At 55.7% G+C, this 19,448-nt stretch carries 17 protein-coding genes; 10 read left to right on the top strand and 7 right to left on the bottom strand.

Going from position 1 to position 19,448, the window contains the following annotated elements; genetic code table 11:
- Positions 1-11 precede the first annotated feature (11 nt).
- From VGM48_RS07335 to VGM48_RS07315, 5 genes are all read left to right on the top strand, one after another.
- Positions 12-1,625 (top strand): RagB/SusD family nutrient uptake outer membrane protein, encoded by a 1,614-nt coding sequence (locus VGM48_RS07335; RefSeq protein ID WP_331577573.1) that lies wholly within the window; start codon positions 12-14, stop codon positions 1,623-1,625.
- Positions 1,625-3,427 (top strand): beta-galactosidase family protein, encoded by a 1,803-nt coding sequence (locus VGM48_RS07330; protein WP_331577571.1) that lies wholly within the window; start codon positions 1,625-1,627, stop codon positions 3,425-3,427. The genes VGM48_RS07335 and VGM48_RS07330 overlap by 1 nt, the downstream gene beginning before the upstream one ends.
- A 9-nt stretch (positions 3,428-3,436) precedes the next feature.
- Positions 3,437-6,331, top strand: coding sequence for a DUF2264 domain-containing protein (locus tag VGM48_RS07325; protein ID WP_331577569.1), 2,895 nt, complete (start codon positions 3,437-3,439; stop codon positions 6,329-6,331).
- 56 nt (positions 6,332-6,387) lie between these two features.
- Positions 6,388-6,792 carry a hypothetical protein gene (locus VGM48_RS07320; protein WP_331577567.1) on the top strand — a complete coding sequence of 135 codons (405 nt, stop codon included), beginning with the start codon at positions 6,388-6,390 and terminating at the stop codon, positions 6,790-6,792.
- Between the two features lie 66 nt (positions 6,793-6,858).
- Positions 6,859-7,308: a hypothetical protein gene (locus tag VGM48_RS07315; RefSeq protein ID WP_331577565.1), complete on the top strand. Its 450-nt coding sequence runs from the start codon at positions 6,859-6,861 to the stop codon at positions 7,306-7,308.
- Between the two features lie 33 nt (positions 7,309-7,341).
- Here VGM48_RS07315 and VGM48_RS07310 read toward each other — a convergent pair whose 3' ends face one another.
- Positions 7,342-8,853, bottom strand: coding sequence for a Gfo/Idh/MocA family protein (locus VGM48_RS07310; RefSeq protein ID WP_331577563.1), 1,512 nt, complete (start codon positions 8,851-8,853; stop codon positions 7,342-7,344).
- A 44-nt stretch (positions 8,854-8,897) separates the two neighbouring features.
- Positions 8,898-9,863, bottom strand: coding sequence for an ornithine cyclodeaminase family protein (locus VGM48_RS07305; RefSeq protein WP_331577561.1), 966 nt, complete (start codon positions 9,861-9,863; stop codon positions 8,898-8,900).
- A gap of 44 nt (positions 9,864-9,907) precedes the next feature.
- Between VGM48_RS07305 and VGM48_RS07300 the strand changes: the two genes are divergently transcribed.
- Positions 9,908-10,837 carry a DUF1080 domain-containing protein gene (locus tag VGM48_RS07300; protein WP_331577559.1) on the top strand — a complete coding sequence of 310 codons (930 nt, stop codon included), beginning with the start codon at positions 9,908-9,910 and terminating at the stop codon, positions 10,835-10,837.
- A 27-nt stretch (positions 10,838-10,864) separates the two neighbouring features.
- Here the strand turns inward: VGM48_RS07300 and VGM48_RS07295 are convergent, their stop codons facing one another.
- From VGM48_RS07295 to VGM48_RS07285, 3 genes are all read right to left on the bottom strand, one after another.
- Complete coding sequence (locus VGM48_RS07295; protein WP_331577557.1) at positions 10,865-11,263, bottom strand: hypothetical protein; 399 nt, start codon at positions 11,261-11,263, stop codon at positions 10,865-10,867.
- Between the two features lie 15 nt (positions 11,264-11,278).
- The gene (locus VGM48_RS07290; protein WP_331577555.1) at positions 11,279-11,458 is read right to left on the bottom strand and encodes a type II toxin-antitoxin system HicA family toxin; all 180 of its coding nucleotides are present in this window, start codon (positions 11,456-11,458) and stop codon (positions 11,279-11,281) included.
- A gap of 91 nt (positions 11,459-11,549) precedes the next feature.
- A complete protein-coding gene (locus VGM48_RS07285; RefSeq protein WP_331577553.1) occupies positions 11,550-12,158 on the bottom strand; it encodes an arylesterase in 609 nt (202 codons plus the stop codon).
- 72 nt (positions 12,159-12,230) lie between these two features.
- Between VGM48_RS07285 and VGM48_RS07280 the strand changes: the two genes are divergently transcribed.
- Genes VGM48_RS07280 through VGM48_RS07265 form a run of 4 tightly spaced genes read left to right on the top strand, consistent with a single transcriptional unit; the run spans position 12,231 to position 18,283 of the window.
- Positions 12,231-12,911, top strand: a complete 681-nt coding sequence (locus VGM48_RS07280) for an ABC transporter ATP-binding protein (protein ID WP_331577551.1) — start codon at positions 12,231-12,233, stop codon at positions 12,909-12,911.
- Entirely contained in the window at positions 12,898-15,564 is a 2,667-nt protein-coding gene (locus tag VGM48_RS07275; protein WP_331577549.1) for an ABC transporter permease, read from the top strand. Before VGM48_RS07280 ends, VGM48_RS07275 begins: the two co-directional genes overlap by 14 nt.
- A 52-nt stretch (positions 15,565-15,616) precedes the next feature.
- Positions 15,617-17,365 carry an ATP-binding protein gene (locus tag VGM48_RS07270; protein WP_331577547.1) on the top strand — a complete coding sequence of 583 codons (1,749 nt, stop codon included), beginning with the start codon at positions 15,617-15,619 and terminating at the stop codon, positions 17,363-17,365.
- A 42-nt stretch (positions 17,366-17,407) separates the two neighbouring features.
- Positions 17,408-18,283: a hypothetical protein gene (locus VGM48_RS07265; RefSeq protein WP_331577545.1), complete on the top strand. Its 876-nt coding sequence runs from the start codon at positions 17,408-17,410 to the stop codon at positions 18,281-18,283.
- A 29-nt stretch (positions 18,284-18,312) separates the two neighbouring features.
- On the opposite strand, the gene VGM48_RS07260 is transcribed toward VGM48_RS07265, so the two are convergent.
- Positions 18,313-18,678 (bottom strand): VOC family protein, encoded by a 366-nt coding sequence (locus tag VGM48_RS07260; protein ID WP_331577543.1) that lies wholly within the window; start codon positions 18,676-18,678, stop codon positions 18,313-18,315.
- A gap of 44 nt (positions 18,679-18,722) precedes the next feature.
- A partial coding sequence (locus VGM48_RS07255) for a helix-turn-helix domain-containing protein (protein WP_331577541.1) occupies positions 18,723-19,448 on the bottom strand: 726 nt, incomplete at its 5' end.

Here is a 19,448-nt window from a genome sequence, read left to right as displayed (position 1 = left end):
AATTCTAAAAAATGAAAAAGAATATAATAATTGGCCTGGCGGTTTCGGTTTTGATGATGGCGGTTGCCTGTAAGAAGAGTTACCTGGCGGAGACGCCGTATTCCTCGTATTCGCCGTCGACGCTGACGGACTCGCTGGGTTTTGAGGCGGCGTGTTATGGCTTGTATAACCAGATGAGCAATTTCCTTACGTATGCGGATCACCAGGGGTGGCCGGATGTCTGGCAGGTGGGAACGGATATCGCATTTGCCACGCAGCCGGAGGGGATCGAAGTTCCTTACTACAATTATACGACGCTGATCTCCACGGATGGGGCTGCGTTGTATACCTGGCAATGGGCCTATAAGGAGATCAATAATGCCAACACGATCATTGCCAACATCGAGAATCCTTCGTTGAAGGGGATCAGTGCGGGGAACAAGGCGAGTACGGATGCGGAGGCGCGATTCTTCCGGGCGTATTCGTATAATATGTTGGCGGAGTGCTTTGGAGGAGTTCCGTTGGTGTCTAAGCCGCTGACGGGTCCGAAGACGGATTTTGTGCGGGCTTCGCTGGACAGTGTGAATGGGTTGTGTGTGGCGGACCTGACGTTTGCCGCGGCGAACCTGCCGGATATCGAGGCGGTGAAATCGAATGCCTCGGGAAAGCTGTATGGCCGGGCCAACAAGTATATGGCGATGCAGTTGCTGGCGGAAGTTTATCTGCGGATGGGGAAGGGTGATCTGGCTGAGCAGCAGACGCAGGCGATTATCGGCAGTGGAGCGTTCAGTCTGATCACGGCGCGGTACGGGACGAAGACGAGTTTGCCTGGTGATGCTTTTTCGGATATGTTCGTCTATCATAACGAGCGGCGGAAGGAGGGGGACAAGGAGGCGATCTGGGTGCTGGAGGAGGAGAATCCGGCGACGGTGCCGGGTGGCAATACGGGAAATGCGCAGCAGCGGCGGAATTGGGGTGCGGGGTATTATAATATTACGGGGATGGCGATCTGTGATTCGCTGGGTGGCCGCGGGATCAGCCGGATGCGGCTTAGCGGTTGGGTATTGTATGGGTTGTATGATGCCGGGGATATGCGGAACTCACCGTACAATATCCGGCGGAGGTATACGTATAACGATCCGACGCAAACGGCGAAGTTTGGCCAACCGGTACCTTATAACAATGCGGATACGGTGTACAAGATCTGTCCGCATACGACGAAGTGGTATCAGTACGATCCGAATGATGTGTTTGGGTTTGCGATGATCAAGGATTTTATCCTGATGCGGCTTGGGGAGACGTATCTGTTGCAGGCGGAGGCGCAGGTGCAGCAGGGGAAGACGGATGCGGCGGCCACGTCGATCAATGCCTTGCGGACGAGGGCGCATGCGCCTCAGGTAACGGGCAGTCAGATGACGTTGGATTTTGTATTGGATGAGCGTGCGAGGGAGTTGGTGGGTGAGGAGAACCGGCGGTTGACGCTGATGCGGACGGGTACGCTGGTGGATCGAGCGACGAAGTATAATTCGAATACGGTGGTATATCCGATGGCGGGTTTGTCGAAGACGAACCTGTTGTTGCCGATACCGCAGCAGGAGATCAATTTGAATAAAGACGCCGTGTTGGCGCAAAATCCGGGGTACTGATGAGAAGGAGTTTACTGTTTTTTATGATGATGGCGGTCCTGGCGGTCCGTGGGCAGGGGACCCATCGATTTGAGCTTGGCGACTCGAGTTTCCTGCTGGATGGGAAGCCTTTTCTGATGATCTCGGGCGAGATGCATTATACGCGGGTGCCGCGGGAAGCTTGGCGGCAGCGGATGCGGATGGCGCGGGCGATGGGATTGAATACGGTGGGGACCTATGTGTTCTGGAATGTGCACGAGCCGGAGAAGGGGACCTTTGATTTCTCCGGCAATAATGATATCGCTGCGTTTGTGCGTACGGCGAAGGAAGAGGGGCTTTGGGTCGTGTTGCGGCCTTCGCCGTATGTGTGTGCGGAGTGGGAGTTTGGCGGATATCCTTATTGGCTGGAGAAGGAAGCCGGATTGGTGGTGAGGAGTAAGGAGACGAAGTATATCGAAGAATACCGGAAATATATTCATGAGGTGGGGCGGCAGCTGGCGCCGTTGCAGGTGAATCATGGCGGGAATATTTTGATGGTGCAGATCGAGAATGAGTATGGGAGCTATGGGAGTGATAAGGAGTATTTGGATCTCAACCGGCGGATGTTTGTGGAGGCGGGTTTTGATGGGTTGTTGTATACCTGTGATCCCGCGGGGGATGTGGGGAAGGGACATTTACCGGGGTTGTTACCGGCGGTGAATGGGGTCGACCGGCCGGAGCGGGTGAAGGAGATCGTAAGGAGGAATCATGACGGCAAGGGGCCTTATTATATTGCGGAGTGGTATCCTGCCTGGTTTGACTGGTGGGGGACCCGGCATCATACGGTTCCGGCGGAGCGGTATGCGGGGCGGCTGGATTCGGTGCTGGGTGCGGGAATCTCGATCAACATGTATATGTTCCATGGGGGGACGACGCGGGGCTTTATGAATGGGGGCAATTATAATGACCGGAATCCGTATGAACCGCAGACGAGCAGCTATGACTATGATGCGCCGCTTGATGAGGCAGGGAATGCGACGGCGAAATTCATGGAGTTTCGCAAGGTGATCGGGAGGCATTTGCCGGCGGGGACTGTGTTGCCGGAGGTGCCGCCGGCGAAGCCGGCGGTAAAGGTGGGTGCGGTGCATCTGAGTGAGGTGGGTTCGGTGTTTGGGATGCTGCCGGCGCCGGTGACTGCTTCGCGGCCGATGAGCTTTGAGGAGTTGGATCAGGCGTATGGGTATGTGCTTTACCGGACGGATGTGGATGGCGGCGGTGGGCTGTTGCGGGTTGGCGGGTTGCGGGATCTTGGGATCGTGTTTGTGAATGGCCGCCGGGTGGGGGTGTTGGACCGGCGGCTGCGGCAGGATAGCCTCGTGCTGGAAATGCCGGCGGGGAGGGTGCGGTTGGATATTTTGGTGGAGAACCTGGGAAGGATCAATTTTGGACCATATCTGTTGAAGAATACGAAGGGGATCATCGGGGCCGTGGAATGGCGGGGGAAGGAATTGCGGGGATGGCAGATGTACCGGTTGCCGTTTGGTTCGGTGGAGGGGCTTGCCTTGAAGGGTGGGGATAGCGGGCCGGTGGTGAGGAGGGGGAGTTTTATGATGGACGCGCCGGCGGATACGTATTTTGATATGCGGAAGTGGGGGAAGGGTTGTGTGTGGGTGAATGGACATAACCTTGGAAGATATTGGCGGGTTGGGCCGCAGCAGACTATTTATGTGCCCGCGGAGTGGTTGAAGAAGGGGAGGAATGAGGTGGTGGTGTTTGAGTTGCTGAAGCCGGAGGTGGAGGTGTTGGAGGGGTTGGATCATGCGGTGCTGGATGAGCTGGAATAATACGGTTTTATGAAAATATGGTTTTCGTTGTTGATCGTGCTTGGATGTGCGGGGCGCGCGTTTGCGCAGGGGGATCGGGCGTTGTGGGTTTCTTATTTAGATAAGGTTTCAAGGCCGGTGTTGTCGGCGTTGGCGGAGGACCGGCTGCATGAGAAGATGCCGGTGGTGTTGTCGATGCGGATTGACAATGCGGCGGAGCGTCGCCGGGTGACTTACCTCGAAGCTTTTGGGCGAACGCTTAGCGGGATCGGGCGGTGGCTGGACAGTGAGGATGGGCCGGCGGAGGAGGTCCGGTTGCGCCGGCAATACCGGGAGTGGGCATTGAAGGCCGTTGCTAACGCCGTGAATCCGGCGGCAAAGGATTATATGGAGTGGAAAGGGGGGCAGCCATTGGTGGATGCCTCCTTTTTTGCGTTGGGGTTTATCCGTTGTCCCTGGCTTTGGCAGCATCTCGATCCGGCGGTACAGAAGCAGGTGGTTGCTGTGCTGATGGAGACCCGGGCTACGATGCCGGGTTACAGTAACTGGTTGCTGTTCCCGGCCGTTATCGAGGCCTTTTTTTGCAAATATGGGCTGCCGTATGATGCGATGCGGATCGAGTTTGCGGTGCGTGAGTTCTCGCAGCATTGGTATCTGGGAGATGGAATGTTTTCCGATGGTGCGGCGATGCACCAGGACTATTATAACAGTTATGTGATCCAGCCTTTTTTGCTGGCGGTGTTGGATGTTGCGGGATCGCGGTATCGGGATTTTTCTTTTCGCATGGGGAGGATCGCGCAGCGGTATGCGGAGATCCAGGAGAGGATGATCGGCGTGGATGGAAGTTACCCGGTGACGGGTCGGTCTATCACCTATCGGTGCGGGGCGTTTCATGCGTTGGCGGATATGGCGGCGCGGAAGCAGTTGCCGGGGTCTTTGTCGCCGGGGCAGGTGCGGAGTGCATTGACGGCGGTGATCAAGCGGACGCTTGGCGCGCCGGGGACGTTTGATGAAAAGGGTTGGTTGCGGATCGGGTTGGCGGGACACCAGGAGAATCTGGCGGATGCGTATATCACGGTGGGGAGTGAGTATTTGTGTACGGACGTTTTTCAGCCGTTGGGGCTTTCTGCGGGGGACGAGTTTTGGGCGGCGCCCGCGGCGCCGTGGACCAGTGTAAAGGTTTGGGGGGGTGAGGATAGGGTGAAGGCCGACCATGCGTTGGATCTGGTGGTAGCGGCGGGGCCTGGGGGTAAGAGAGAGACGCCGTACCGGCTGGTTTGGGCGGATGAGTTTAATACCGATGGGCCGCCGAACCCGAAGAACTGGACATTTGAGAAGGGATTTGTGCGGAATCATGAGGCGCAGTGGTATCAGCCGGAGAACGCGTGGTGCAAGGACGGGAAGCTGATCATCGAGGCAAGGAAGGAGAGTAAGCCAAATCCTTTATATGATTCCGGCAGTGGGGATTGGCGGCGGAAGTCGCCGACGATAGAATATACTTCCGCGAGTCTGCTGACGCGGGGGCTTCATCATTTCCGGTATGGCCGGTTTGAGATGCGGGCGAAGATCGATGTGTCGCCGGGGATGTGGCCGGCGTTTTGGGCGCTTGGCGAGAAGGGCAACTGGCCGTCGAATGGCGAGATCGATATCATGGAGTATTACCGTAAGATGCTCCTGGCGAATATTGCAACGGGAACGGAGAAGAAGAATTCGCCGTTGTGGTTTAGTAAGAAGACACCGCTGGACAGTTTGGGCGGCGAGGCGTGGGCTTCGGCGTTTCACGTCTGGCGGATGGATTGGGATGAGAAGGCGATTGCGTTGTCGGTGGATGGACGGGTACTTTTGACGGAGCCGCTGGACAGCCTTGTGAACCGGGATAGTTTGCGTGTGAATCCGTTTAAAGAGCGGGAGTATCTTATTTTGAACCTGGCGCTTGGCGGAGATGCCGGTGGCGATATGAGCGGGACGGTTTTCCCGCGGCGGTATGAGATCGACTATGTACGGGTTTATCAAAAGGACAGCGGGGGTATCGGGCAACTGTGGCTGGATGACCGCGGCGAGCATATCCAGGCGCATGGGGGCGGTATTCTGAAGATGGGTAAGACCTATTACTGGTATGGGGAGGAGCGGCGTCAGGGATTGGATACGGTGCGGCGGTATGTGAGTTGTTATTCGTCGACGGACCTGATGCATTGGAAGTTCCTGGGCGATGCGTTGCAGTTGGAGGACCCAGAGCAGTTGGGAGGCCATTGGGTGTTGGAGCGGCCGAAGGTGTATTATAATAAACCGACGAAGAAATATGTGATGTATTTCCATCTGGACAACCGGAGCTACAAGTTTGCGCGCGTGGGGGTAGCTGTCAGCGACCGGCCTGACGGGCCATTCCGGTATGTGAAGAGCTTCCGGCCGCTGGATCATGAGAGCCGGGATATCGGGCAGTTTGTGGATGATGATGGGACGGCGTATCTGATCTTCGAAGACCGGCCGTTCGGGTTTCGGATTGCGCGGTTGGCGGCGGCGGATTATCTGAGTCTGGATAAGGAGATGTGTCTGATCCCGCAGCATATGGAAGGCGGGGCGGTTGTGCACTATGGGGGACTTTATTATGCGATCGGGAGCCGGCTGACGGGATGGAGGGCTAACCCAAATGTGTATGCGACATCTACGTCGTTGGAGGGACCGTGGTCGGAGTTTAAAAATATTGCACCGCCAGAGACGAACACGTATGGCTGTCAGTCGACGATGATGTTGAAGGTGGAGGGATCGAAGGATACGGCTGTTATTTTTATGGGGGATATCTGGCGGCCGGGGATGCAGTGGGAGTCGACGTATTTATGGATGCCGGTGGAGATCGGGGGAGGGCGGTTGTGGGTGCCGGAACCGCGGGAGTGGAAGATCGATGTAGGGACCGGAAGTTGGAAGTAGTATGGCATAATTTATGCTAAAAGTGGGGGATTGGCCGTTATTAATCCATGTATTATATGAAATACCTCCTACTGAGCGTGTTATTTCTGCCATTTGCCGGCAGGCCATTACCTGAAAATGTTGTTGAAATACGGGGCGGCGCGTGGCCGATCAATCTCGAGCGGAATGCCGACGGGGTTGGGACCTATTCGTTGATTTATCGAAATCAAGAAGTTATGGATGCCGTTAGTTTGGATACGCTGACGTTCCCCAATGTCGAGCAACTAAAATATTTTGCGAAGGGGCTGGATGCGCTGAAGGTTGGGCACAATGGGGATATTGCCAATTTCAAAGATTATAGTTTGTCGAGGGCCGATAAGAAATTCGATGGGATCTGGTATCTATTGCGTTATCAATGGGGGTCAACGAGTTTTAAACAGCCCGAAGCGGATATTATGGGGAAAACTATCAAGGGTCTGTAGGGTTTCGGGCATACTAAAATCCGGGTTAATCCGTTAAAATCAGTTTAGATAAAAAAACATCGCGCTATGAAAAAACTTCTTGTTCTATTTTTCTTTGTTCCTTTTCTTTCCAGGGCACAATTTACAATCAGCAACAGCAGTACGACGAGTCTCGTTGAATTGAGGACGGGCAATTGGCCGTTGGATCTGCAGCGGATCATTAAGAACACGGATACGTGTTATGTGTTGCAGTTTCGCGATCAGCAGGTGACTGATGATGTTACCATGGCGACGCTTCGTTTTGGGAACCTGGAGCAGCTGCGGTATTTTCAGAAGGGTTTGGCGGCGTTGAGGACGGGGGCCAATGGAGATATTGCGAATTACAAAACGTATACGATCAAGCGGATGGATATGAGGAAGGATGCCGATCCGAAGAAGAACGGCATCTGGTACCTGGTGACGAGCAGTGATGGGCCCGTTACGAATATTCAGCAGGCCGAAGCGGACAAGATGATCGCGACTATAAAGATGCTATAAAAAAAAGAGCCCGCCATCAGGCGGGCCCTTTTTTTATATTTCGAAGCCGGGGCGATATTCTCTTGACAGATATTTATTTGCGTCGGTGACGTTTGTGATGGTGCGGCTTGCGGCATCATATTTCAGCATCTTGCCTGAGCGGAGCGCGACCGCGTAGAGGTTGATCGCTTCGGTTATTCCTTCTGCTTCCCGGAAGCTACCGGGGTATTGATTTCCACTTTTTACTGCGTCGATGAAGTTTTGCAGGGCTGCGGCGCCGCGTTCGACCTGATTGACCCGGGCTGCGGCAGGTTGGTTGGATGATTTTCCGAGGACGACCGGGTTGCCGACATAAAAGTCGGTTAGGATCTTGCCTTTGTCGCCGACGAACATCTGCCCTTCGGCGGGCAGTTCTTTATTTTGTTCCAGCAATTCGATGGGGATGGGTGGGCGCATGCCGCCGTCGTACCAGCAGAGGTCAACGGCGGGGCGTGATCCTTTTGCCGGATATTTCAGCCGCACGGTGCTGGCCATGGGGAAGGAGAAGTCGTTTTTGATCTGGAAGGGAACGGGTTCATTCATGCCGACGACGTGGCTGAAATGGGGAACGACCATGGTAGGGTCCTGTAATTCGAGCGCCTTATAGACGGTCCACAACGCGTAATGCCCCATGTCGGCCATCGATCCGCCCCCGAAGTCATACCAGCCGCGGAACACCATATTTGTATAATCGGGATGATAGGGTCGTTGTGCTTCGGGGCCGATCCAGAGATCCCAGTCGAGGCCGGGGGGTACGGCCGGGGTGTCGGTGGGTATGGTAGGATATTGCGGCCATACGGGGCGGTTGGTCCAGCAATGGACTTCCTGCAGGGTGCCGATGTCGCCGCTGTTGATGATCGCCATGATGGGACCCATATCGCCGTTGCTATCCCAGGGGATGAGGTGCGTGATGACCTTGTTGTTGCGGGCAAAGTCGATGACTTTTTTGCCTTCCAGGAGCCGGTTGGATAGGGGTTTGTGGACCATGACGTGTTTGCCTTTCTTCATGGCGGCCATCGAGATGACGCCGTGGAGGTGATCGGGGGTCATGATCTTGACGGAGTCGAGATCTTTTTCTTTGTCGAGGAGTTCGCGATAGTCTGCGTAGGTGTGGCAGCCGGTGTATTTGGCTTCGGGGCGGACGTTGGCGTAGAAAGTTTCCACGATGGACTTGCCGTTCTCGCGGCCGCCGGGGATGTTGTTGTCGCCGCCGGCCTGCCAGTCGGGTTTTTTGATCGCTGTCCGGATCTCGTTGAGGAGCCCGCCTTTTGACCAGTCGCGGTAGCCGACGGCGTCGCGGTTAGGGTCGACGACGGCGACGACGTGGAAGTTCGGGTTGGCGAGGATGGGCAGCAGTTCGCGAATGCCTTGCGTGCCGCAACCGATGTAGGCGAGGGTGATCTTGTCACTGGGGGCGACATAGTTCTTGCCGCCGAGTACGTGTCTGGGAAGGATGGTGAAGCCGATGGCGGCGGTGGCGGCCGTTTCCAGGAATTGGCGGCGACCGATGGTCGATTTTTTTTCCATATAGCAAGTAGGTTTTTTGTGGTTAGCTAAATATACGGATTTTATCAATGCGTCGAAGAGACAGTTTGGAGGAGAACCTTCTTATAGATATGATATGCGGAGTAGAGGTCTTCGGCGGCGATGCCGAGGGATTTGAAGAGGGTGATGTCGGTGGGGTGCCGGCGGCCGGGTTTTGTGGCGGTGAGGACTTCGCCGATCTCGCCCCGGACGTCACTTTCGGTGATATGCCCTTCCTTTTTGGGGATGAGGAAGTCGCCGGCTTCATTGAATAGGGATTCGTACCGGTCGGTGAAGAGATTTGCGCGGGTGATGGTGTCGGTGTCGACTTCGCGGGCGTTTGGCGTGCAGGAGCCGATGACGTTGAGGTGGGCACCCGGGGAGATCCAGTTGCCGTTGAGGATGGGTTGAGTGGCCGCGGTGACGGTGCAGATGATATCGGCGTTTGCGACCGCTTGTTGTGGGGTGTCTGTGAGGACGATATTGGTGTTTGGGTTTGATCGTTTGAGTTGTTCGGCTTTTTGTTTGTCGCGGCCCCAGAGGCGAATAGTTTTTATGGGGCGGACGAGGGAGATGGATTCGATGTGGCGTTGCGCCTGTTCGCCGGTGCCGAGTATGGCGAGGGTGGAGGCGGCTTTGTTGGCGAGAAGGTTGGTGGCTACGGCGCTGGCGGCGGCGGTGCGGATGGCGGTGATCTCTTCGGTGTCGAAGAGCATGAGGGGGGTGCCGTTATTACCGTCGAACAGGATGATGACGCCCTGGTGGGAGGGGTAGAGGGAGGGGTCGTTTTTATGAAAGATGGTGATGAGTTTGACGCCGATTATGTTTGAGTCGGATGCGTGGGCGGGCATCATGCCGAGGAGGCCGGTTTTGTCGGGGAGCCACATCAGGGTGCGGAGGGGTTGGAGGACCTGGCCGGCGGCGAGGGCGCGGAACATGGATTCCATGACGGGGATACATTCCGCCATGGGGAGGTGGGTGGAGATGGACTGCTTATCGATATAGGATGGCATCAGGATTCCCGAATTTGGTGTAAATTTCGTTTTTACAATCTATTATGAAAAGAATACTTCTATCGCTCTTTGCGATCGCATTTTGGATAGTTGGGCGCTGTGCGCCTGATACGGTGGTTGCGTTTATGGGTAGGTGGGATGTGACCATCCATGCCCCGAGCCGGGAGATGCCTTCCTGGCTGGAGATGCAGCCTTCGGGGGTGAGGACGATCGTGGGGCGGTGGGTCGGGAATGGGGGGAGTGCGCGGCCTATTGCCAAGATCAACTTTAACGGGTTGTCGTTTAACTTTTCGATCCCCCCGCAGTGGGAGCGGGACGACCGGGACCTTACGGTGGAAGGCCGGCTGGAGGGAGACAGCCTGGTGGGGACGATGGTCGCGCCGGATGGAAAACAATATCATTGGACGGGCCGGCGGAGTCCGGCGTTACGGCGGGAGAGGGAGCCGGTATGGGGTCCCACCGAGAAATTATTTGACGGCACTTCGCTGAAGGGCTGGCATGCGATGGGGGCCAACAATCAATGGCTGGCCGAGAATGGGATCCTTCGCAGTCCGCATAGCGGGGCGAATATCGTGACCGATGAGAAATTCGGGGATTTCAAGCTGCATATCGAGTTCCGGTATCCGCCGCACAGCAACAGCGGCGTTTATCTGCGTGGCCGTTATGAGTTGCAGGTGGAAGATGAAGGTGGGACGGAGCCGCCGAATAATGAGATCGGCGCGGTCTATGGGTTTTTGTCGCCGAGTGAAAAGGCCGGGAAGCCTTCGGGGGAATGGCAGAGTTATGATGTGACGTTGGTGGGGCGGAAGGTGACGGTGGTGTTTAATGGGAAGATGGTGATCTGTGGGCAGGAGATACCCGGGATCACGGGTGGGGCGTTGGACAGTCATGAGGGGGAGCCCGGGCCGATCTATTTGCAGGGGGATCATGGGCCGATAGAGTACAGGAATATTACGATTACGAGGGGGAAATGACGCGTTGGCGCGTGGTAACCTCCTCGCTTAAAGTTCGATGGCCAGAAGTTCGTTGCCCAGCTTGTGCAGAGCTGTTTCTATTTTTTTTGCCTGTGTCCGCCTTGGCTTTTTCAGGCCCGATGCATAGTGAGAAAATTGTTTCTGGTTAATACCGGTAATCCGCTCCAGTGCGGAATTGGTAAAGATACCTTTGTAATGTCTCAGAAAACTTTCTGCATCGTATTTGTAAACGAGCGCGAAGTCTCCTTTTAAGATTGCGGGAATGTGTTCCTTTTTATTATGTTTCTTCAGAAGACGTATTGCGTCGTTGATCGAGCTTTTCGCTTCTTCGACGGACGGGCCTGCTCCATATACACCAGGAACGTTCTCGGCGTAAGCTGAGTACAAGTCCTTTGTTCTTTCGACGATTATTTTTACGTATTTCATTAGTTGTGATTTTGATTATTTTAGTCGCATTTCCTTGATGATCTTTTTTTCCAACCCTTTGCCGATCTCCTTTGATCCATGATAGGGCACGGGGTAGGTGCGTCCATCTTTTTCGTAGATGTAATGGCTCCCAACCGTGCGAATATGTATCCATCCACTGTTTCTGATCCTCCGGTGCAGCTCACTCGACTTCATAGGGATGCGGTTTATGGTAGTATTTGGGGGGGTAAAGATAAGAATAAAAGGTAGTAAAAATGATACCTTTTAGGAGAAAAAATTTGGGGGCTTAGAGCAGTGGTTTGAGGGTGCGCCAGACGTTGTCGGCGACGATGCGGTGGCCGGCGGGGTTGGGGTGTATGCCGTCGGGTTGGTTGAGGCGGGGGATGCCGCCGACGTTTTGGAGGAGGAAGGGGATGAGGGCGGTTTTGTTCCTGGCGGCGAGGGAGGGGAAGATATTCCGGAAGGCGGTGGCGTAGGTGGCGCCCATGGAGGGCGGCATTTGCATGCCGGCGAGGATGATGCGGGCCGAAGGATATTTTGTTTTTACGGCGTCGATGATGGCCTGGAGGTTTTCGGTAGTGCCGCTGACGGGGATGCCGCGGAGGCCGTCGTTGGCGCCGAGTTCGAGGACGAAGATGTCCACGGGTTGGCGGAGGACCCAACTGATGCGGCTGCGGCCGCCGCTGGAGGTTTCGCCGCTGACGCCGGCGTTTGTAATGGAGTAAGGGAGATGGAGGCTATCGAGACGGTGTTGAATAAGCGACGGGAAGGATTGGGCGGGGGCGACGCCATAGCCTGCGGTGAGGCTGTCGCCGAAAAAGATGATATGCTTTTTTGGGCGCGGTTGGAAGGAAGAGACCAGCAGGAGGAGCAGGATGGTCGCTACTTTGGTCATATTGGTCGACATTTTGGCGGTGTTTGCATCCACATGAACAATCTTTAGAGGATATAGTTGTAAATTAACCCTGTGGAAACTATTCTAAAGTTAAGTAATGTAAGCAAGACCTATGCCCTGGCGGGCAACACTCTGCATATTTTGAGCGATGTGAGCTTCTCAGTGGAGGCGGGGGCGACGGTGGCCATTGTGGGGCCTTCGGGCAGCGGGAAGACGACCCTTCTTGGGCTTAGCGCCGGCCTTGACCGCAGCAGTTTGGGGTCGGTGGAGTTGAATCAAATTCCGCTTGGAGATCTCGACGAGGATGAACGGGCGGCGGTGCGTAATCGTTATGTAGGGTTTATTTTCCAGAATTTTCAGTTGTTGCCGACGCTGACCGCGTTGGAGAATGTGATGGTTCCCATGGAGCTGAAGGGGGAGAAGAATGCGCGGGCGCGGGGGAAAGAATTGCTGGATGCCGTTGGATTGGCGGACCGGTTGCATCATTATCCGGTTCAGCTTTCGGGCGGGGAGCAGCAGCGGGTATCGCTGGCGCGGGCTTTTGCCAACCAGCCGCGGATCCTTTTTGCCGATGAGCCCACGGGCAATCTCGATGCGGAGACGAGCGAGCGGATCACGCATTTGCTTTTCGAGTTGAACCGGCAGGCGGGGACGACATTGATCCTCGTGACACATAATACCGAGCTTGCGGCCAGTACGCAACGCATTATCCGGATCGCGGGAGGCCGTATTGTCGCCGATGGAAGACCATAAGCTATTTGGCGCCGGCGGGAGCCGGCCGGGTGCGGGGTGGTATTTTCGGATGGCCTGGCGGGATAGCCGGAAGAACCGGGGGCGGCTGGCGCTTTTCATCTCCTCAATCATTCTGGGAATTGCGGCGCTTGTGTCGACGCTTTCGTTTGGGCATAACCTGCGGATGGGCATCGACGACGAGGCGAAGACGCTGGTGGGCGCGGACCTTGTCGTGGGCGCTTATAAGCCGCTGTCGAAGGAAACGCTTGCCCTTGTGGATTCGGCGCCGAACCGGCATTCGGAGGAGCGGAACTTCAATTCGATGATCCTGTTCGAGAAGAACGGTCAGAGCCGGCTTGTGCAGGTGCATGCGCTGGAGGGGGATTATCCTTTTTACGGTTCGCTCGTGACGACGCCGGCCGCGGCCGGGATGTCTTTTCGCCGCGGCCGGCAGGCCCTTGTCGATAAGACGTTGATGCTGCAATATGGCGGAAAGGTGGGGGACAGTGTGCGGATCGGCAACCTGAGCTTTATGATCGCCGGCAGTATCGATCAGGCGCCGGGCCGCAACGAGCTGTCGACGACGATATCACCCCCTGTCTATATCCCGTTGCGATGGCTGGCTGACGCGGGTCTTATGCGGACCGGGAGCCGGGTCGATTACCGCTACTACTATCAATATCCGCGGAGCGATGTCCGGCAGCTGATGAGCGTGATCACCCCGCGGCTGGAAAAGAAGGATTCTTATTACGAGACGGTGGATTCGCGTAAGCGGAAGATGAGTCGCGGGTTTGGGGATCTGACGCAATTCCTTACCCTTATCAGTTTTATCGCTCTGCTGCTTGGTTGTGTCGGCGTAGGCAGCAGTGTGAATATCTATATCCGGGAGAAGATTGCCGATGTCGCCGTGTTGCGCTGTCTTGGACTGAAGGCGCGGCAGGCCTTTTTGATCTACCTGATCCAGGTGGCGGGGATCGGGCTGCTTGGGTCGATCGCGGGCGCCGTCCTTGGGGTCGCGATCCAGCAGGTGTTGCCGGTGGTGCTGAAAGATATCCTGCCGTTTGAAACGAGTTTTCATATTTCCTGGCCGGCGGTGGCGGAAGGGGTGATCGTTGGGTTGACGATCTCGCTTTTGTTTGCCCTGCTGCCACTTTTATCCATTCGAAAGATCTCGCCGATGTATACGTTGCGGGCGTCGGTGGAGGGGACCGGCCGGCGAAGAGATGCGTTGCGGTGGCTGGTGTACCTGCTTATCGTTGGTTTTATCACGGGATTTGCTTTTTTACGGATGCGGAATTGGGGGAAGGCGATGGCGTTCACCGCGGGGCTGCTCGTTTCCTTTTTGTTCCTGGCGGGGATGGCGAAGTTGTTGATGTTTTGCGTTCGCCGGTTCTTTCCCGCGAGATGGGGTTATCTCTGGCGGCAGGGGTTTGCGAATCTTTACCGGCCGAATAATCAGACGCTGATCCTGGTGGTGACGATCGGGTTGGGAACGACGTTTATCGGGACGTTGTATTTCGTTCAGGAGTTGTTGATCGACCGGGTGACCGTCACGGCCAACAGCAACCAGGGGAATATGATCCTGTTTGATATCCAGCGGGAGCAGCTGGCGGGGGTGGACAGTCTTGTGCGGAGTGCGGGGCTGCCGGTGTTGCAGTCGGTGTCGGTGGTCACGGTGAGGTATACGTCGATAAAAGGGATTACGGCAGACATGGCGGCGAAGGATACGGTAAATGGGGGTGGGAGACGAGGGAGGAGAGGGGTGGCTGACACTACGGGGCGGCCGGGATGGTGGCTTTTTGAGCGGGAGCAGCGGGTGACCTACCGGGATTCACTGGTGCCGACGGAGAAGCTGGTGGCGGGGAAGCTGGGGGCACCCGTGAAGGATACGGCGGGGGCCGGGACTTCGGGCGGAGGGACGACTGGCGGAGGGACAGTGGGCGGGGGAGGGACGATCTTTGTGAGTGTGGATGAAGAATATGCGCGGTTGAACCTGCATGTAGGGATCGGGGATACGATCGTTTTTGACGTGCAGGGGGCGCCGGTGACGACGGTGGTAGGGAGTCTGCGGGCGGTGAATTGGCGGAGACTGGGGCCCAGTTTTGCGATCGTCTTTCCGACGGGGGTGTTGGAGCAGGCGCCGCAGTTTCGGATCCTGATCACCCAGGTGGAGTCGCCGGAGGAATCGGCGCGGTTTCAGCAGGCGATGGTGCGGCGGTTTCCGACGATCTCGATGATCGATATGCGGCTGGTGCTTAGTATCCTCAACGATGTGCTTGGGAAGATCGGCTTTGTGATCCGGTTTATGGCGGGGTTTAGCCTGCTGACGGGTGTCATCGTGCTGATCGCTTCGGTCCTGATCAGCAAGTTTCAGCGAATCCAGGAGAGTGTTTTGTTGCGGACACTTGGAGCGAGCCGGCGGCAGGTGCGGACGATCCAGCTGCTGGAGTATTTTTTTCTGGGGGCGCTGGCCGCGGGAACGGGTATCCTGCTTGCGCTTGGGTTGACGTTTGCGTTGTCGGAACTGGCCCTGGAAAGCGGCTTTTCGGTGCATTGGGCCAGTGTGGCGGGAATCTTTGTATTTGTCTGTGTATTAACGGTTTTGGTGGGTTGGTACAATAGCCGTGGGGTGCTGAACCGGCCGCCTTTGGAGGTGTTAAGAAATGAGGCTTAAGGAGTTGGGCCGGGGTATTGCATATACCAGGCATTTAGGATATATTTAAGTCATGAAAAACCCGGCAGGGCTCCCTGCTGCACCCCCCCTTACGCGCGCCAAATTCTGGCAGCTGAATACGTTCATCGTGCTTGCGATGGGCTGTAACCTTCTCAATTTTATTTTTGATGTGACCAACGGGATGCCGAAGAGCGCCCTGATCGAGATCGCGGGGATCGTGATCCTGTTTGGCTTTATGTGGTTCAACGTGAGGGGGATGTTGGAAGTTCCGAAAATGTTGAGCATCCTGTTTGTGAATGCGCACTCCTCGTTTCTCTGTTATTACCAGGGGACGTCGCAGGGGTCGTACCTCTATCTCTTCCCGTTTGTCATGGCGATGATCTATCTGCTTCGGGTGAGGAAGAACGATCTTGGGGTGGCGATCTTTATCATTGCGACGACGCTGAACCTGATGTGGATCGTGTTGCTGATGCCGTATCATTCGCAACTGGAGCCTGTGCCGGAGGAGGTGAGCAACCGGCATCTTATATTGAATATCCTTGTGACGTTCATTCTGGTCTGTGTCTTCTTTTATATCGTTTTGCGACTGCTGGATTTTAAGGAAAAGCGGAACAAGCGGGATATCGCCGCGTTGAAGCTGGTGGAGATCGAATTGCTGCAGGCGAAGGAAAAGGCGGAGAAAGCCGCGGCGGCGAAGGCGCGGTTTATGAGTAATATGAGTCATGAGCTGCGGACGCCGCTGAATGCGATCATCGGGACGATGCATCTGCTGATCCAGGAGGATGAGTCGCTGCATGAGAGCGATCACTTTAATGTATTGAAGGATTCTTCGGAGCATATGCTGCAGCTTGTGAATGCGGTGCTGGACTTCAGCAAGCTTGATGAAGGCAAGCTGGAATTTATAAAAGAGTCCTTTGACGTGAGTCATACTTTACAGCAGGCCGCGGACTCCTTTAGTCCGGTGGTGCAGCAGAAGAATATCCGGCTTCAGCTCGAGATGGACACCCTGCCCGCGGGCAAAAAGGTGGTCGGGGATGAGATGCGGCTGAAGCAGGTGTTGCTGAACCTGCTTTCGAATGCGGTGAAATTCACGGAGTCGGGGTCGGTGATCCTGCGGATGAAAGTGAAGGGCGTTACGGACAGCGGCGTGGAACTTGGTTTTGGGATCGAGGACACGGGGATCGGCATCCCGCCGGAGAAATTGCCGATCATTTTCGAGAGTTTTACCCAGGCTGATGCGGAGACGACGCGGAAGTATGGGGGCTCGGGGCTGGGGTTGAGCATCTGCCGGGAACTGGTGAAGAAGATGGGGAGTGAGTTGCAGGTACGCAGCGTACAGGGCCAGGGAAGTGTCTTCTTCTTCGACATGTTGCTGCCGTTTGAGCAGCAAGTGATGATCGTGCCGAAGGAGAAGTTGCGGGGGCTGCAGAAGCTGACGGGGGTGAGGATCCTTCTTGTTGAAGATAATGCGGTGAATATGAAAATTGCGCGCAGGTTTTTACATAGTTGGGGCGCGAGTATCAATACGGCGGAGAATGGGCAGGTGGCGTGGGATCTTTTTCAGCAGGAGGCGTATGATCTGCTGCTGGTGGATCTGGAGATGCCGTTGATGGATGGGAAGGCGTTGTTGACGCAGGTGAGGAATGTGAATAAGGAGGTGCCGGCGATCGCGTTTACGGCGGCGGTTTATGAGAATATGTATGATGATCTGGAGAAGCATGGCTTTAACGGGTATCTTCATAAGCCGTTCCGGCCTGATGAGATGCATCGAAAGATATTGAGACATATTGTAAAGAAATAGCGGCGCGGCCGAAGGCCGCGCGCAAAATAAAAATCCGTTCTTATGAAACAGTTGTACTATTTAGGATTCGTGTGTTTTTTTGCGAGCTGCAGTTTATTTTCCGGCAAAAAGAAAGTGTTTGATTATTGCTACGTCAACAGCAAGGGGCTTTATGCCGTTGCTTATGGCAAGGAGCCGACGCGCATTTTCGTGAACGGCACCGATCCGCGGCTTTCGCCGGATGGGCGGAAGATTGCGTATACGGATGTGGGTGGGAAGGATCACGAACGCCGCATTGGGGTTTTTGACCTGGAGGCCGGGAAGGTGACGATCCTGGACACGGCCTGTCACAATTGTTATGGGCCGGTATGGTCGCCGGATGGGAACTATCTTGTATACAACGCCTTTACGGGAAGGAGCTGGGGCATTAAATATATCGATAAGGAGAACCAGCATGCGGTGGAGCTGGGGGCGCCGACGGACAGTCTGGGTTTTTCTTCGCCGACGTGGAGTGCGGACGGGAAGAAGATCGTGGTGCAGAATATGTCGGCGGTGTATATTTATGGGTTGGATGGGAGGGTGCTTCAGCGCGTAGGGTTCGAGCAGATGGATTCAAGTCTTTCTTTTTCGAGTTCTACGAGTTTTATGCTGAACAAGAGCGAGGATAAGTTGATCTATTGGGCGGGTGTTGGGGAGGAGGCGAGGAGTGGGGAGCCGCATACGGCGGTTTTTGTGCATGATCTGGGGGCGGGGAAGAGTATGCGGATCTCGCCGCGGGGGTATGAGTGCTGGCAGCCGGTGTTGAAGGGGGATACGGTTTTTTGTAATGGGAAGAAGGGGGCTGCGGGGAAGGAGAATATTTATCGCATGGATCTGGATGGGGGGCATTTTGCCGTTGCCTATAAAAATAAAATCGATGTGAGTTTTGCATCGAGATAGACTGGCTTTGCCAGTCTATCTCGATGAGATTACCACTCGCGGAGACCGAATTCGTTGCCGTCGGGGTCGAGGAAGGAGGCGAATTTGCCCCAGCCGAGGTTGGCGAGTTCGTCTTTGAAGGCGACGCCGCGGGTTTTGAGGGTGGCGCAGAGGGTTTCGATGTCGGTGGTGTTGAAAACGATCGATGGTTTTAGTTCCGCATAGTTGGGCATGAGTTTTTTGGGGAAGAGGACCAGCGCGGTTTGTGCATCTTTTGGTGCGACTTCGAGCCAGTAGAGTCCGTTGCCCATCTCCTTCTTATTTTTTACTTCGAAATCGAGTTTTTCGGTCCAGAATTTTTCTGCCGCGGGTTGGTCTTCGACGTAGACGCCGACGGTGGCGAGGTGTTTTACCATATTATTTTATTTCTGTTGGGGCGAAGGTACGGCGGCCGGCGATGTCAGTCTTGTACAAAAACGACATTGGGGTCGAGGCCGGCGGTATCGCTTTTGAATTTCTTTATCCGGGCTTTGAACTGGGCGGGGGAGAGGTCGAAGAATGCCCGGAAGTTTTTGCTGAAGTGGGCCTGGTCGGTGTAGCCGGTCTCGTAGGCGAGTGCGGCGAGGCCGATGTCGGGGTTTTGTTGAATGAGATTACGGGCGTGATTGAAGCGGAGGATGCGGGCGAAGAGTTTTGCGGGCAGGCCGAGATATTGTAGAAAATACCATTCGAGGGTGCGGGAGTTGATGTCGAATTCGCGGGTGAGGTCGGCGATCTTTTGGCGGCCGTGCTGGGTTTGGAGGGCGACGGAGATGAGGTGAGTCTTTTTGAGTTCGGGAGAGGTAGGGGGGAGGTGGTTGATGAACCAGGTGGTCAGGAGTTGAAGTTTTTTTTCGCGGGATTGGTTTTGGAGTTGGCCGGCGAGGGTGGTGATTGCGGGGGGCAGGGCTTTGGCCGCGGGGAGGAGATGGTCGACGAGGTCGGTTGCTTTTTGGGTGGAGAAGGCGGAGAAGCCCCAGGGTTGGAACCGGACGGCGATGAAGCCGGTGATGCCGTCGGAATGGAGGAGGAGTTGTTTTGTTTGGGGGCCGATGAGGAGGTTCTCGGGCAGGGGGTGCCTGCGGGGGTTGGCGGGGGTGTCGGAGTTTGCGGAGGACGCGGTGGAGTTGGCGAGGGAGTTGCCGGA

The organism is Puia sp. (assembly GCF_036500295.1).
Classification (GTDB): domain Bacteria; phylum Bacteroidota; class Bacteroidia; order Chitinophagales; family Chitinophagaceae; genus Puia.
The sequence above is the reverse complement of the archived record's forward strand: the minus strand, read 5'-3'. Positions and strand labels throughout refer to the sequence as shown.

Excerpts from the sequence above, each read along its gene's own strand:
- VGM48_RS07335 (WP_331577573.1), top strand. The coding sequence starts at position 12 with ATGAAAAAGAATATAATAATTGGCCTGGCGGTTTCGGTTTTGATGATG.
- VGM48_RS07330 (WP_331577571.1), top strand. The coding sequence starts at position 1,625 with ATGAGAAGGAGTTTACTGTTTTTTATGATGATGGCGGTCCTGGCGGTC.
- VGM48_RS07325 (WP_331577569.1), top strand. The coding sequence starts at position 3,437 with ATGAAAATATGGTTTTCGTTGTTGATCGTGCTTGGATGTGCGGGGCGC.
- VGM48_RS07320 (WP_331577567.1), top strand. The coding sequence starts at position 6,388 with ATGAAATACCTCCTACTGAGCGTGTTATTTCTGCCATTTGCCGGCAGG.
- VGM48_RS07315 (WP_331577565.1), top strand. The coding sequence starts at position 6,859 with ATGAAAAAACTTCTTGTTCTATTTTTCTTTGTTCCTTTTCTTTCCAGG.
- VGM48_RS07310 (WP_331577563.1), bottom strand. The coding sequence starts at position 8,853 with ATGGAAAAAAAATCGACCATCGGTCGCCGCCAATTCCTGGAAACGGCC.
- VGM48_RS07305 (WP_331577561.1), bottom strand. The coding sequence starts at position 9,863 with ATGCCATCCTATATCGATAAGCAGTCCATCTCCACCCACCTCCCCATG.
- VGM48_RS07300 (WP_331577559.1), top strand. The coding sequence starts at position 9,908 with ATGAAAAGAATACTTCTATCGCTCTTTGCGATCGCATTTTGGATAGTT.
- VGM48_RS07295 (WP_331577557.1), bottom strand. The coding sequence starts at position 11,263 with ATGAAATACGTAAAAATAATCGTCGAAAGAACAAAGGACTTGTACTCA.
- VGM48_RS07290 (WP_331577555.1), bottom strand. The coding sequence starts at position 11,458 with ATGAAGTCGAGTGAGCTGCACCGGAGGATCAGAAACAGTGGATGGATA.
- VGM48_RS07285 (WP_331577553.1), bottom strand. The coding sequence starts at position 12,158 with ATGACCAAAGTAGCGACCATCCTGCTCCTCCTGCTGGTCTCTTCCTTC.
- VGM48_RS07275 (WP_331577549.1), top strand. The coding sequence starts at position 12,898 with ATGGAAGACCATAAGCTATTTGGCGCCGGCGGGAGCCGGCCGGGTGCG.
- VGM48_RS07270 (WP_331577547.1), top strand. The coding sequence starts at position 15,617 with ATGAAAAACCCGGCAGGGCTCCCTGCTGCACCCCCCCTTACGCGCGCC.
- VGM48_RS07265 (WP_331577545.1), top strand. The coding sequence starts at position 17,408 with ATGAAACAGTTGTACTATTTAGGATTCGTGTGTTTTTTTGCGAGCTGC.
- VGM48_RS07260 (WP_331577543.1), bottom strand. The coding sequence starts at position 18,678 with ATGGTAAAACACCTCGCCACCGTCGGCGTCTACGTCGAAGACCAACCC.